Here is a 13,788-nt window from a genome sequence, read left to right on the forward strand (position 1 = left end):
AGAAAAAATACCGGACCTGCCTCCCTATTGACTCAAAAGTGGGAGCAGGTTTGTGGGAGCAAAGCTTGCTCGCGATGCAGGCAATGAGTTCTACCTGCAAGGCCGAGGCGATCCGTCGCGAGCAAGCTTTGCTCTCACAAAAGCCCGGCTCCACATTGGAGCCGGTACAGTCTGTAAACAATCAGGCTTGCGTCAGCTTCGCCGCAGCCCGCTCGAAACGGTCCAGACCAGCATCGATATCGGCGTCTTCCACCACCAGGCTCGGGGCGAAGCGAATCACGTCCGGGCCGGCTTGCAGGATCATCAGGCCTTCCTGTTCGGCGGCGTTGAAAATGTCCTTGGCCTTGCCCTTCCAGGCATCGTTCAACACGCAGCCGATCAACAGGCCCAGGCCACGCACTTGGGTGAACAGGCCGTATTTCGCGCCGATCTGCTCCAGGCGCGTCTTGAACTTGTCGTGCTTGGCCTTGACGCCGGCGAGCACTTCAGGGGTATTGACCACATCGATCACCGCTTCGGCTACCGCGCAGGCCAGCGGGTTGCCGCCATACGTCGTGCCGTGAGTGCCGACGACCAAGTGCTTGGCCAGTGCTTCGGTGGTGAGCATCGCCGCGATCGGGAAACCACCGCCCAGGCTCTTGGCACTGGTGAGGATGTCCGGGATCACGCCGTAGTGCATGTAGGCGAACAGCTCGCCAGTGCGGCCCATGCCGGTCTGCACTTCGTCGAAGACCAGCAGCGCGTCGTGCGCATCGCACAGGTCACGAGCACCTTGCAGATAAGCCAGTTCAGCCGGCAGCACACCGCCCTCGCCCTGGATCGGTTCCAGAACCACGGCGCAGGTCTTGTCCGAAACAGCCGCTTTCAAAGCGGCCAGGTCGTTGTAAGGAACGTGGGTGATGCCAGTAATTTTAGGACCGAAACCGTCGGAGTACTTCGACTGTCCGCCGACGTTGACGGTAAACAGGGTCCGACCGTGGAAGCTGTTGAGCGCGGCGATGATTTCGTACTTCTCGCTGCCGAAACGATCGAACGCGACACGACGGGCCAGCTTGAAGGCGGCCTCGTTGGCTTCGGCGCCGGAGTTGCAGAAGAACGCGCGCTCGGCAAAGGTTGCGTCGACCAGTTTATGGGCCAGGCGCAGGGCCGGCTCATTGGTGAAGACATTGGACACGTGCCACAGCTTGTTGGCCTGTTCGGTCAGTGCGCCGACCAGTGCCGGGTGGGCATGGCCCAGTACGTTGACTGCGATACCGCCAGCAAAGTCGATCAACTCGCGACCGGACTGATCCCATACGCGGGAACCGGCACCACGCACAGGTATGAAGGCAGCAGGTGCATAGTTGGGAACCATAACCTGGTCGAAATCGGCGCGTTGTACCGCGGCTTGCTCAACGGACATCGGAGTCTCCTGATGAGGAACACCCGCCTGGAACTGGCGGGCTTGGTAAGGATTGTAAGGACAGTTTTCAGCCCGGCCTTGCCGCCAAGCGACAACTTCTTATAGCGCCAACCCACGTTTTTCGCGGGTTTACGGCAATGCGACAAATAGCGTCGCAAAGGCGCAGTTTAAACGTTGGCAGCGGATTTGAGGCGCCCGCCTCGAGATTTGATTCAGACGCTTCCCCCTTGCCAGGCACAACACTTGTGGCGAGGGGATTTATCTGTGGGAGCAAAGCTTGCTCGCGATGAACGATAACTCGGTTAGCCTGCACAAACGTGGCGCCTGCATCGCGGGCAAGCCTTGCTCCCACAGACCCACTCACCACAAGGCGGCTGTGTCAACCCTAGCCCCGCTCGGACGGCACCGACGACAGTTCGAACGGGCTGCTGCTGCGCCGCTGGTTCCGATCTTCCCGGGGCGTGGCGCCGAAGAAGTTGCGGTAGGCGCTGGAGAAATGCGGCCCTGAAGAGAACCCGCAGGACAGGCCGATCTGGATGATGGACTTGCTGGTCTGCATCAGCATCTGCCGGGCCTTGTTCAGGCGCAGCTCCAGGTAGTACTGGCTTGGCACGCGGTTGAGGTATTGCTTGAAGATCCGCTCCAGTTGTCGACGGGACACGCACACATGCTGGGCGATTTCGTCGGTGGTCAGCGGCTCTTCGATGTTGGCTTCCATCAGCAACACGGCCTGGGTGAGCTTCGGATGGCTGGAGCCGAGACGATTCTGTAGCGGGATGCGCTGGCGCTCGCCGCCCTCGCGGATGCGCTCGACCACCAACTCTTCGGACACCGCGCCGGCCAGTTCCGCGCCATGATCGCGAGCCAACACCGCCAGCAACAGGTCCAGCACCGACATGCCGCCGCAAGCGCTCAGACGATCGCGGTCCCAGTCGAACAGATGACTGGTGGCAATGACCTTGGGGAAGCGCTCGGAGAAGTCATCCTGCCAGCGCCAGTGCACGGCGGCACGGTAACCGTCGAGCAAACCCAACTGAGCCAAGGGATAGACACCCGCGGACAAACCACCGATCACACAACCGGCGCGCACCAGTTGCTTGAGGGCACTGCTCAGGGGCGAGGCCAGCGCGGTCGGCGGCTCATCGGCCAGCAGGAACAGCTTCTGGAAACCCTCGAGCTTGCCGGCCCAGGGCTCGCCCGGCAGTTGCCAGGCGCCGTCGACCGGCGGCTCGGCCTGCAAGAACGACAATTCGTAGACCACGTCCGGATGCACCCGCTGCGCGACACGCAAGGCCTCCTCGGCCAGCGCCAGCGTCAAGGCTTTAGTGCTGGGCCAAATCAGGAAACCTATTCGATGGGCAGTCATGGCGGGCAATCCGAAGCGAAAACAGTGTTAAAGCCAAAAGCGGCTGCAACCAAATTAGACCATCTGGCGCGCGGTGCGCAGCATGACCCAAATCAGGTGCGTAACGGGAGCGATTACTTGAGGCTGCCCGAAAGAAATTGTTGCAAGCGCTCCGATTGCGGATTGACCAGCACTTCGCGCGGGTTGCCGCTTTCTTCGACGAGACCTTTGTGCAGGAATACCAACTGGTTCGACACTTCACGGGCAAAACCCATTTCGTGGGTCACCACCACCATGGTCCGGCCTTCCAGGGCCAGGGCCTGCATCACTTTGAGCACGTCGCCCACCAGTTCCGGGTCGAGGGCCGAGGTCGGCTCGTCGAACAGCATCACCTCTGGCTCCACCGCCAGCGCACGGGCAATCGCCACGCGCTGCTGTTCGCCGCCGGACATATGGCCCGGATAAGCGTCCTTGCGATGCGCCACGCCAACCTTGTTCAGGTAATACTCAGCTTTTTCGCGAGCCTCGGCCTTGGCCACGCCCAACACATGCACCGGCGCTTCCATGATGTTTTCCAGCGCGGTCATGTGGGACCACAGGTTGAAATGCTGGAACACCATCGATAGTCGCGAACGCATGCGCTGCAACTGCTTGGCGTCCGCAGCCTTCAAGGCGCCGTCCTTGCCGGCCACCAGCTTCAGCTCTTCGTTGTTGAGCAGAATCTTGCCGGCGTGGGGTTGCTCAAGCAGGTTGATACAGCGCAGGAAGGTACTTTTGCCGGAACCACTGGAACCGATGATGCTGATCACATCGCCGGCGGCGGCTTTCAGGGACACGCCCTTGAGCACTTCGTGACTGCCATAGCGTTTATGCAGGTCTTGGACTTCAAGCTTGTACATGCGGTCGGTTCTCACAAAACGTCAGTCGTTGAGCAGTCGATCGGATCGATGCGTTATCAGTGCTTGCGCGGGGCCAGGTAACCCAGCCAGCGGCGTTCGGCCAGTTTGAACAGGCGCACCAGGATGAAGGTCAGGCACAGGTAGAAAACGCCGGCCGTGATGTAAGCCTCGAACGGCAAGTAGTACTGCGCATTCACCGTGCGCGCGGCACCGGTGATGTCGATCAGGGTCACGATGGACGCCAGGCTGGTGGTCTGCAACATCATGATCACTTCGTTGCTGTATTGCGGCAGCGCCCGACGCAAGGCCGACGGCAGCAGGATCCGGCGATACAGCTTGTAGCGCGACATGCCCATGGCCTTGGCCGCTTCGATCTCACCGTTAGGCGTGGCCCGCAGGCTGCCGGCGATGATTTCGGCGGTGTAGGCGCTGGTGTTGATGGCAAAGGCCAGGCACGCACAGAAGGTCGCGCTGGACAGCCACGGCCAGAGGAAGCTTTCACGCACGATCGCGAACTGCGCCAACCCGTAATAGATCAGGAACAGCTGCACCAGCATCGGCGTGCCGCGAATCACGTAGGTGTAGAGCCACGCCGTCATGTTGACGAGCGGCTGCTTCGAGACGCGCATCAGCCCCAGGGGCAGCGCCGCCAACAGACCGAAGAACAGCGACAGCGCCAACAGCTTCAAGGTGGTCAGCAGGCCACTGAAGTACAGCGGCAAGGCTTCATAGATGACGTTGTAGTCGAAGATCATAGATCAGCCGCCCTTACGCCTACCGAGTAGCGCTTCTCGAGGTGACGCAATGCCAGCAACGAGACACTGGTAATCACCAGGTACATCGCCGCCACTGCGAGGAAGAAGGTGAAAGGCTCGCGAGTGGCATCCGCCGCCTGCTTGGCCTTGAACATCATGTCTTGCAGGCCCACCACGGAAATCAGCGCGGTGGCCTTGGTCAATACCAACCAGTTGTTGGTGAAGCCCGGGATCGCCAGGCGAATCATCTGCGGCACCAGCACCCGGAAGAACACCTGGAACCCGTTCATGCCGTACGCCATGCCCGCCTCGGCCTGGCCCTTGGGGATCGCCATGAATGCACCGCGAAAGGTTTCCGACAGGTAGGCACCGAAGATGAAGCCCAGGGTGCCGATACCGGCCGCCAGCGGGTTCAGGTCGATGTAGTCGTCATAGCCGAGCATCGGCGCCAAGCGATTGAGCAAGTCCTGACCACCGTAGAAAATCAGCAGGATCAGCACCAGGTCAGGAATACCGCGAATGACCGTGGCATACAGGTCGCCCAGCCACGCCAGCCAGCGCACCGGAGAGAGGCGCAATGCGACCCCGATCAGCCCCAGGACAATGGCCAGGGCCATGGACGACAAGGCGAGCTGAAGCGTCAACCATGCGCCATCGAGGATGACAGCCCCGTAGCCTTTCAACATGATTCAGGTCCTCGAAAGTGGGATGAAAAAATGGCGCAAACCGCAGAAATCCTGTTGCTTGCGCCATTTCGCACGAGTGGCGGGACGTCGTTACTTGCCGTAGATGTCGAAAGCGAAGTACTTGTCCTGGATTTGCTTGTATTTGCCGTTCTCGCGGATGGCGGTGATCGCGCCATTGATCTTGTCTTTCAGCGCATCGCCCTTGCGAACCGCGATTCCAATACCGTCGCCGAAGTATTTCTCATCGGTGAAGGCCGGGCCGACGAACGCAAAGCCTTTGCCGGCGTCGGTTTTCAGGAAACCGTCATCCAACAGCGTGGCATCTGCCACGGTACCGTCGAGACGGCCGGCAGCCACATCCAGGTAGATCTCGTTCTGCGAACCGTACGGCTTGATCTCGGCACCCAGCGGGGCCAGGACTTCACGGGCGAAACGCTCGTGGATCGAACCGCGCTGTACGCCAATGTTCTTGCCCTTGAGCTCGGCCAGGTTGTCGCCGACCTGGGTGCCAGCCTTCATCACCAGACGGGCCGGGGTGTTGTAGTACTTGTTGGTGAAATCAACGGACTTCTTGCGGTCTTCAGTAATCGACATGGACGACAGGATCGCATCGATCTTGCGCACCTTGAGCGCCGGGATCAGACCGTCGAACTCTTGCTCGACCCACACGCACTTGACCTTCATCTCTTCGCACAGCGCGTTGCCGATGTCGTAGTCGAAACCGACGATACTGCCATCCGGAGCTTTCGAGGCGAACGGAGGGTAAGCCGCTTCGATACCAATCTTCAGGGGCTTCTCATCAGCGAAGGTAGGCAGGGACAGCACGGACAGTGCCAGGGCGCCAAGCAGCACAAGTTTCTTCATCTTGGAACTCCATCGGTAAAGGGCGAAAACGGCAGAGTGAGCAACAGCCCAATATGCGAATGGTGGAACGAACTTTGGTGCTGCGTCCTAGGAAGCTCACGTTTTATTCAACGCGAGCCACGACGAGCGAGTGATCGGCATTCTAACGACAGGCCCGAAGCCGATATTTCTTCAATGCGACAACAAATTACAGAAGCACCGAGAAAGCGGCTCAAGCTCATTGACAGCCTCGCAAATTCATGCAAGAGCAAAAGAAGGGAAACCGATCTATGCTGCAAATAGCGGGCCCATTATTCGCAAACCCTTCTAATCCGGCAAGCACAGCGTGTCGGCTTATTTTCCGAGGCACCTGGAACCGCCCTGTAACGGGGCTTCACGTTTCACATCGCCCCGTTGTGGCGCCTTTGGTTACACATTTCGAAACACCGGTAACGTTCAGACAGCTCTTACTTTAAACGCCGATATTTATTCATCCTCCGACCCCGTGGCGAGGGAGCTTGCTCCCGCTGGGCTTCGAAGCAGCCCCAAAGCCAGGCAGCGCGGTCGTTCAGTCATACCGCGTTGGCCGGTTTACGACTGCTGCGCAGCCGAGCGGGAGCAAGCTCCCTCGCCACAAAGGCACCACACTTCAAGCCCTCCTAGCGCTAGCGACCATAAAAAAGCCCCACCCGGCAAATACCGGGCGGGGCTTTTCGGTGTTACTGGCGACCGTCAGGCCACGTTCATGGTCTTGTGCGTCTCGATCAGATGCGCCACCACGCCCGGATCGGCCAGGGTGGAAATATCACCCAAGCCGTCGTACTCCGCCGTGGCGATCTTGCGCAGGATGCGGCGCATGATCTTGCCGGAACGGGTTTTCGGCAGCCCCGGGGCCCACTGGATAACGTCCGGCGAAGCAATCGGACCGATCTCCTTGCGCACCCAGTTCTTCAGTTCCAGGCGCAGGGCTTCGCTGGTTTCCTCGCCAGCATTGAGGGTCACGTAGACATAGATCCCCTGCCCCTTGATGTCGTGCGGCACACCCACCACCGCCGCTTCGGCGACTTTCGGGTGGGCGACCATGGCGCTTTCGATCTCGGCCGTCCCCATGCGGTGGCCGGACACGTTGAGCACGTCATCCACCCGCCCGGTGATCCAGTAGTAGCCATCCTCGTCACGACGCGCACCGTCACCGGTAAAGTACATGCCGCTGAAGGTCTTGAAGTAGGTGTCGACAAAACGGTCGTGGTCGCCGTACAGCGTACGTGCCTGGCCTGGCCACGAATCGAGGATGACCAGGTTGCCTTCGGCCGGGCCTTCGATCAGGTTGCCGAGGTTGTCCACCAGCGCCGGCACCACACCGAAGAACGGACGCGTGGCCGAGCCTGGTTTCAACGCCGTGGCGCCCGGCAGTGGGCTGATCAGCACGCCACCGGTTTCGGTCTGCCACCAAGTGTCGACGATCGGGCAACGTTCCTTGCCGACATTCTTGTAGTACCAGTCCCAGGCTTCCGGATTGATCGGCTCGCCCACTGAGCCCAACAGGCGCAGGCTGCTGCCATCGGCGCCTTCGACAGCGGCGGTGCCCGAGGCCATCATCGCGCGGATGGCGGTCGGCGCGGTGTAGAGGATGCTGACCTTATGCTTGTCGACGACCTTGGCCACCCGAGTGATATCCGGGTAGTTCGGCACGCCTTCGAACAGCAGCGTGGTCGCGCCATTGGCCAGCGGGCCGTAGACGATATAGCTGTGGCCGGTGACCCAACCGACGTCGGCGGTGCACCAGTAGACTTCGCCCGGCTTGTAGTCGAACACTCGCTCATGGGTCAGCGCCGCGTACAGCAAATAGCCGGCCGTGGTGTGCTGCACCCCCTTGGGCTTGCCGGTGGAACCGGAGGTGTAGAGGATGAACAGCGCTTCTTCAGCGCCCATTTCCTTCGGCGCGCAAACGGTGCCGGCCACTTTCATCAGGTCTTCGTACCAGATGTCGCGGTGCTGGTTCCACTTGATGTTGCCAGCGGTGCGCTTGCACACAATGACTTTCTGGATGCTGCTGGTTTCCGGGTTGGTCAATGCGTCATCGACGTTGGCCTTGAGTGGAATCTTCTTGCCGGCGCGAATACCTTCGTCGGCAGTGATGACTACTTTGGATTTGCAGTCGATGATCCGGCCGGCCAGCGCTTCAGGCGAGAAACCGCCGAACACCACCGAGTGGATCGCACCAATCCGGGCACAGGCCAGCATGGCGACCACGGCTTCAGGGATCATCGGCATGTAGATCGTCACCACGTCGCCGCGATGCACGTCCTGGCCACGCAAAGCGTTGGCGAACTTGCAGACTTCTTCATGCAGCTCGCGATAGGTAATGTTGCGGCTCTCGGACGGGTCATCGCCCTCCCAGATAATCGCAACCTGATCACCGCGCTCGGCCAGATGACGGTCGAGGCAGTTGTAGGAAACGTTCAAGGTGCCGTCGGCGAACCACTTGATGTCGACATGGTGATCATCGAAGGACGTCTGCTTCACCGTGGTGAAAGGCTTGATCCAATCGAGGCGCTTGGCCTGCTCACGCCAGAAGCCGTCCGGGTTGACGACCGACTGCTGGTACATAGCCTTGTAGGTCGCCTCGTCAGTCAGCGTATTAGCCGCAACCTCGGGGCGAACGGGATACACAGAAGCCGCACTCATCTTTCTTACCTCGGAGACATAGTTGTTTTTGTATGGTCCCGTTGTAGCCCGGGGCGGGCCTATAGAACCATTCGACGATGGTAGTAACAAGTCCCTACAAAATGTCGGTACTAACGTGCAAGGCTCTGCCTGCGGGGGTTTTCCTGTGTGGGAGCGAGCCTGCTCGCGATGGCGGCGGCAAATCCAACATAGATGCAACAGACAACACCCGCCACCTGCAGCGATTATTACCAGATCAACCAACAGTGTTTATCAAAACCCGGTCTTTTTGCGATCACCCCCTCCCCCTAAAATCCATCTCGCCAACCGGCAAACACGATTAACGCAACACAGCCCCCACGAAGGCCGTTAATCCAACTTCCAAAACTTGCTCCACACGCAACCCCAAAAAGGTTGCGTGACCCCACTCGACCTCAAGAAAGGTGAATTAGATGAAAGCTTTATGGGTTCTGGTCCTCGGCAGCCTTTGCGCCACCGCGATGGCAGACGAGGCCCCGACCGACGTCGCACAGCAAAAACCGGCCATTGAGGAGTACACCTACTCCACCCACCTGGACATCGCCAAAGTCATCTCCATGAGCGAAATCCCCAATGTCTGCGAAGTGGTCCCGGCGAAAATGGAATACGACGACTCCAAGGGCCAGCGCCACATCCTGCGCTACAGCGTCATGGGCAACGGTTGCTCCAACGGCTGATCAATCTTTGAACGAATCAGGAGCAACCACCATGAAAGCCCCACTGATCCTCGCCTTGACCCTATCCGTACTGGCCACCAACACCTTCGCTGCCGACGGGTTCGATCGCACCGGTTCAGCCGCCGCGATCAGTCGGTACGACGTGGCGGATTCCGCCATCATCGCGACTGACGACTACACCACCACGACACCAACCACTGTCGCCTCAGATGGCAGCGATCACACCGGTTCCGCCCATACCGATTGATCATTACTGGCATTTTCCATGGCCCGATTTCGATCGGGCCTGGTTGTGTCTGCAACCGCCGAAAACCCTCCACAAACACAACATGTAGTGTAAAACCGCAAAAAACGCTCGTTTTTTGATCAAAAAAAACCGCCATCCGATCCATGCAAAAAAAATCTTCGGCGGCCAAAGCCTTGTAAACACTCGCTCCCAAGCGGGTATGCCCTTCGCTGTCCCTTCTGTGAGCCATTTCGCCGCAGCACGTAGGCAAAAAAGTCCTTATAATGCCGCCTCAAACGGGCCTGCAATATTCCCTTACAGGGAATCAAGCCAGCCTGAAGCCCACGCCAGGACCAATTCACCTCCTTGCGTTCACCGCCGCTTCAGAATGACCCGTACATTTTTCTGTTTATTGCCTGCGTCAGCTGCTGCAACAAACGATTTTTCAAGATCCACCGCGGCCAGTAGGCCTTCATCGGGCATCTGGCCCTCACGCAGGAGACGACACGTCATGCTGAGCTGGGACGAATTCGACAAAGAAGACGGCGAAGTCGCTGTCAAAGGCGCCAACGCCGGCCACGCTTCTGAAGCCAACATGGACCGCCTCGACAGCGCCGGCGGTGCCGCCGCCCTCGAAGCCCGGGCCGTGACGGCCAGCGACTCGGCCGCGATCATTCGCGCCAAGGCCGCCCTCGACAAACTCGACGTCGCCGAAGGCCTCGCTGAACTCGAAGGCGCCTCCGCCCGTGTCGCCGTCGATGAAAAACGCATGATCAACTGCCGCGCCGACCTCAACCAGCTCGTGCCGTTCAAATACGACTGGGCCTGGCAGAAGTACCTGGACGGCTGCGCAAACCACTGGATGCCGCAAGAAGTCAACATGACCGCCGACATCGCCCTCTGGAAAAACCCGGAAGGCCTGACCGACGACGAGCGCCGCATCGTGATGCGCAACCTGGGCTTCTTCTCCACCGCCGACTCCCTGGTTGCCAACAACCTGGTCCTGGCCGTGTACCGCCTGATCACCAACCCGGAATGCCGCCAGTACATCCTGCGCCAGGCTTTCGAAGAGGCGATCCACACCCACGCCTACCAGTACTGCATCGAATCGCTGGCCATGGATGAAGGCGAGATCTTCAACATGTACCACGAGATCCCATCGGTCGCGAAAAAAGCCGCCTGGGGCCTGAAATACACCCGTTCGATCTCCGATCCGAAGTTCGAAACCGGCACCCCGGAAACCGACAAAGAACTGCTGCGCAACCTGATCGCCTACTACTGCGTCCTGGAAGGCATCTTCTTCTACTGCGGCTTCACCCAGATCCTGTCCATGGGCCGCCGCAACAAAATGACCGGCGTCGCCGAGCAGTTCCAATACATCCTGCGCGACGAATCCATGCACCTGAACTTCGGCATCGACGTGATCAACCAGATCAAAATCGAAAACCCGCACTTGTGGGATGCCGAGATGAAGGAAGAAGCGACCCAGATGATCCTGCAAGGGACTCAACTGGAGATCGAATACGCCCGCGACACCATGCCTCGCGGCGTGCTGGGCATGAACGCGGCGATGATGGAAGACTATCTGAAGTTCATCGCTAACCGTCGCCTGTCGCAGATTGGTCTGAAGGAAGAGTACCCAGGGACGACTAACCCGTTCCCTTGGATGAGCGAGATCATGGACTTGAAGAAAGAGAAGAACTTCTTTGAGACTCGGGTGATTGAGTATCAGACGGGTGGGGCTTTGAGCTGGGATTGATACCTGAGCTCATAACGATTTGACGATGGTTACCTGCGTCGAAACGTAAATAAAAGCCCCGATCCGATCGGGGCTTTTTATTGGGTCGAGATTATTCGATATGGGTGACTTGTGGGTTATCTCAGGGCCCAGCGGGAGCAAGCTCCCTCGCCACCAGTCGGGGCCAGGCTGATGGTTGTGTTGTGTCATTGGGAATCGCGAGCAGGCTCGCTCCCACAGGGTTTGTGGTGGATTCAAACAAGGGGTGCAGCCCGCCGCGCCCTTCGGTATTAATACACTTCCTCTCACGGACCCGAGCCCCGATGAAATTCGACACCGCCTACTGCCTCAGCCTCGATGCCAAGCTTTCGATCTATGACGTTCGGGATCTGAATTTCGACGAGACCATGGCCTTCGATTCAGCCAAGGAGCGCTTTCAGTGCCCCAACGATGCCTGCCGGGCGGCGTTTGATGAGGACAATCGGCTAACGACATTCAACGCCAAGAACGTCAATTACATCCGCACGCCGCATTTCAAGAATCAGCCAACGACCCAGCATATCGAGGGCTGCCCTTATGTCAGTCCGAAAACGCCGGGGTTGGGTGCGGAGAGTGGCGAAGCGGAATCGGATGACGACCGTGAGGAACATTTTCCGTCGGAGCTGTTGCTGACTCGGCGTCAGTACGTGCGTAAACCGCTCAATCAGTTGAAGGACGTCGAAGCGAATCAGCCTACGTCGCCCAATCTATCGTCCCACGGTGATGACACTCGTTCCGCCCATGATTCGACACCCGACAAGACCAGCGTCTTCGCCCATCCAGTGGAGTGTTTCGTCTCGAACTTCGATAACAAGGACCTGCTCAAGCGCATGCCGCTGAAGATTGGCGAGCACACGGCGCCCTATGCCTCGTTCTTCAAGAAGATCGATTACCTGCTGGACAACAAGGGATTGATTTACTGGGGCAAGATCAAGGAGATCAAGGATTACACCCAGAGCTTTCGCATCGACTTCGAAGCCAAGGTCTGGTTCAAGCAACCGGACGAGGCGAAGAAGAAGCCTTACTCGGTCAACGTTTACCTGAGCAAGAAGCTGATCGACAACTACCGCAAGCGCAAAGCGTTTCTGGAAGAGATCAAGCATGCTGTCGACAGTAATGCGCCGTTGTATTGCTTCTTTTATGGCGTGACGCCGGAGTTGAAACAGGTGCCGAGCAAGAAAAACCCCGAACAGACATTCGGGGTGTTCAGCGCCAACATCGAGAACCTGGATCACTTCATTATTCGAGAAGCGCCGGGGTTGGCTGAGGGCTAGTCACTCATCCTGGGGCAATTGAAGTTTGACCGCACCGGGGTGTTGTTTTACGACAGCATACGGCAGCACCGACCAGCCTGGGTCATCACAGACGCGTTGCGCGCGGGCGAAGAACGGTCCCAGGTACAAACCTTTTTCGGTGAAGTACCAATTGGAATAGCCCCAGACGCCCTCATCGGTGTAGTCGCAGCTGTCCTCATCCGTTGGTTTCAGCATCTCGTCGGGGTACAGCGTGGTGAATTGCCTGATCAGCCATGGCGCGAATACTTCGCGTTGGTAAGTGTATCGCACCCTGCTCTCTTCATCGGTCAAAGGGGCATCACCCGCGTCGTCGTGGCCGGCGTGCAGCGGTGGCTTGTCTGTGCCAACCCAGAGCACGTCTTCCAGCGACAGAGTGTGGCCGGTGTGCGCGTCGAGCGTGAGCGGCGAATTGCCAAAATCCGGGTGGACGCCGCCGCAGTAATAGCTGGTGGAAATGTTCAGGCTGATCACATCGGGCGATAGGTATTTGGGCGCGACGCCTTGGTCGAACTCGGCATTATCGGCCCCCTGCAACAAACAACCGTAGTAGCTGATGACTTCGGTCCAGAGGCGCCCCAACAATTGCCGATTGACCCGCTGCAGCTCATCTTTCGAGTAGCCGGACTCGACGCTGAACATGGAAATACCGGATTGTGGCTCCGTCCACCATTGCAAGTCATGGCCCATGAAAGATTCTTTCTTGCCCGGTTTGAGTTTCAAGCCTTGCAGACGGAGATACTCATAAGGGTCACTTTTTTGCAGCTCGGCGATAGCGGGGGGAAGATCGGCCCCAGGAGCCGGGAGCCTGGCTTCGGTCACCTGCACGGGCAGAACTTTGCCCTTGGGGCTTTTCCATTCACCCTGCCAGCCGTTGGCCGTTTTTTGCAACGTCAGGGTTGGCAGTGATTGGCCGTCGTCGTAACGGGTACCGCCCTCGACCAGCGTCAGGGTCTTTTCTTGCAGCGAACCGCTCAACCCCAAGTCACGATGGTATTTCTCATAGAAATAGCGACCGATGACTTCGTCCTCTTGAGCGGTGTTGAGTCCCAGCACAATCGGCATCTTGCCCAAGGTTCCGGTAAAGACGCGGCTGCTTCCTTCGGCACTGGCTGTCGAACAGAGCGCGAGCAGGCACGTGGCGCTGGATGCGAGGAGTAACAGTCCTTTGAACATGGAA

At 58.8% G+C, this 13,788-nt stretch carries 12 protein-coding genes; 4 read left to right on the plus strand and 8 right to left on the minus strand.

The features are described 5' to 3' along the window. Positions 1-181: 181 nt before the first annotated feature. The 7 genes from PBDP_RS22690 to acs all read right to left on the minus strand — a co-directional run bounded on the left by PBDP_RS22690 (position 182) and on the right by acs (position 8,618). Positions 182-1,402, minus strand: coding sequence for an aspartate aminotransferase family protein (locus PBDP_RS22690; protein ID WP_109753910.1), 1,221 nt, complete (start codon positions 1,400-1,402; stop codon positions 182-184). Positions 1,403-1,787: 385 nt separating this feature from the next. Then, entirely contained in the window at positions 1,788-2,768 is a 981-nt protein-coding gene (locus PBDP_RS22695; RefSeq protein ID WP_109753909.1) for a GlxA family transcriptional regulator, read from the minus strand. A 113-nt stretch (positions 2,769-2,881) separates the two neighbouring features. Continuing rightward, positions 2,882-3,646, minus strand: a complete 765-nt coding sequence (locus PBDP_RS22700; protein WP_109753908.1) for an ABC transporter ATP-binding protein — start codon at positions 3,644-3,646, stop codon at positions 2,882-2,884. 56 nt (positions 3,647-3,702) lie between these two features. Then, positions 3,703-4,401 (minus strand): ABC transporter permease, encoded by a 699-nt coding sequence (locus tag PBDP_RS22705; protein ID WP_109753907.1) that lies wholly within the window; start codon positions 4,399-4,401, stop codon positions 3,703-3,705. Continuing rightward, positions 4,398-5,087 (minus strand): ABC transporter permease, encoded by a 690-nt coding sequence (locus tag PBDP_RS22710; RefSeq protein ID WP_109753906.1) that lies wholly within the window; start codon positions 5,085-5,087, stop codon positions 4,398-4,400. The genes PBDP_RS22705 and PBDP_RS22710 overlap by 4 nt, the downstream gene beginning before the upstream one ends. Positions 5,088-5,177: 90 nt before the next feature. Further along, positions 5,178-5,951, minus strand: a complete 774-nt coding sequence (gene aotJ, locus PBDP_RS22715) for an L-arginine-binding protein AotJ (RefSeq protein WP_109753905.1) — start codon at positions 5,949-5,951, stop codon at positions 5,178-5,180. 711 nt (positions 5,952-6,662) lie between these two features. Then, positions 6,663-8,618, minus strand: coding sequence for an acetate--CoA ligase (gene acs, locus PBDP_RS22720; protein ID WP_109753904.1), 1,956 nt, complete (start codon positions 8,616-8,618; stop codon positions 6,663-6,665). A gap of 431 nt (positions 8,619-9,049) precedes the next feature. On the opposite strand from acs, the gene PBDP_RS22725 reads away from it, so the two are divergent. The 4 genes from PBDP_RS22725 (at position 9,050) to PBDP_RS22740 (ending at position 12,590) form a co-directional block, all read left to right on the plus strand. Beyond that, the gene (locus tag PBDP_RS22725) at positions 9,050-9,313 is read left to right on the plus strand and encodes a DUF2790 domain-containing protein (RefSeq protein ID WP_053147209.1); all 264 of its coding nucleotides are present in this window, start codon (positions 9,050-9,052) and stop codon (positions 9,311-9,313) included. Between the two features lie 31 nt (positions 9,314-9,344). Further along, on the plus strand, positions 9,345-9,560 hold the full coding sequence (locus PBDP_RS22730; RefSeq protein ID WP_109753903.1) for a hypothetical protein: 216 nt from the start codon (positions 9,345-9,347) through the stop codon (positions 9,558-9,560). 490 nt (positions 9,561-10,050) lie between these two features. After that, a complete protein-coding gene (locus PBDP_RS22735) occupies positions 10,051-11,298 on the plus strand; it encodes a ribonucleotide-diphosphate reductase subunit beta (RefSeq protein WP_024776511.1) in 1,248 nt (415 codons plus the stop codon). Positions 11,299-11,600: 302 nt separating this feature from the next. After that, positions 11,601-12,590 (plus strand): hypothetical protein, encoded by a 990-nt coding sequence (locus PBDP_RS22740; protein ID WP_212801357.1) that lies wholly within the window; start codon positions 11,601-11,603, stop codon positions 12,588-12,590. On the opposite strand, the gene PBDP_RS22745 is transcribed toward PBDP_RS22740, so the two are convergent. Then, positions 12,591-13,784, minus strand: coding sequence for a DUF3298 domain-containing protein (locus tag PBDP_RS22745; protein WP_212801358.1), 1,194 nt, complete (start codon positions 13,782-13,784; stop codon positions 12,591-12,593). It lies immediately after the preceding gene. Positions 13,785-13,788: the final 4 nt, after the last annotated feature.

The sequence above is a fragment of the Pseudomonas sp. St290 genome (assembly GCF_018325805.1).
Taxonomy (GTDB): domain Bacteria; phylum Pseudomonadota; class Gammaproteobacteria; order Pseudomonadales; family Pseudomonadaceae; genus Aquipseudomonas; species Aquipseudomonas bijieensis.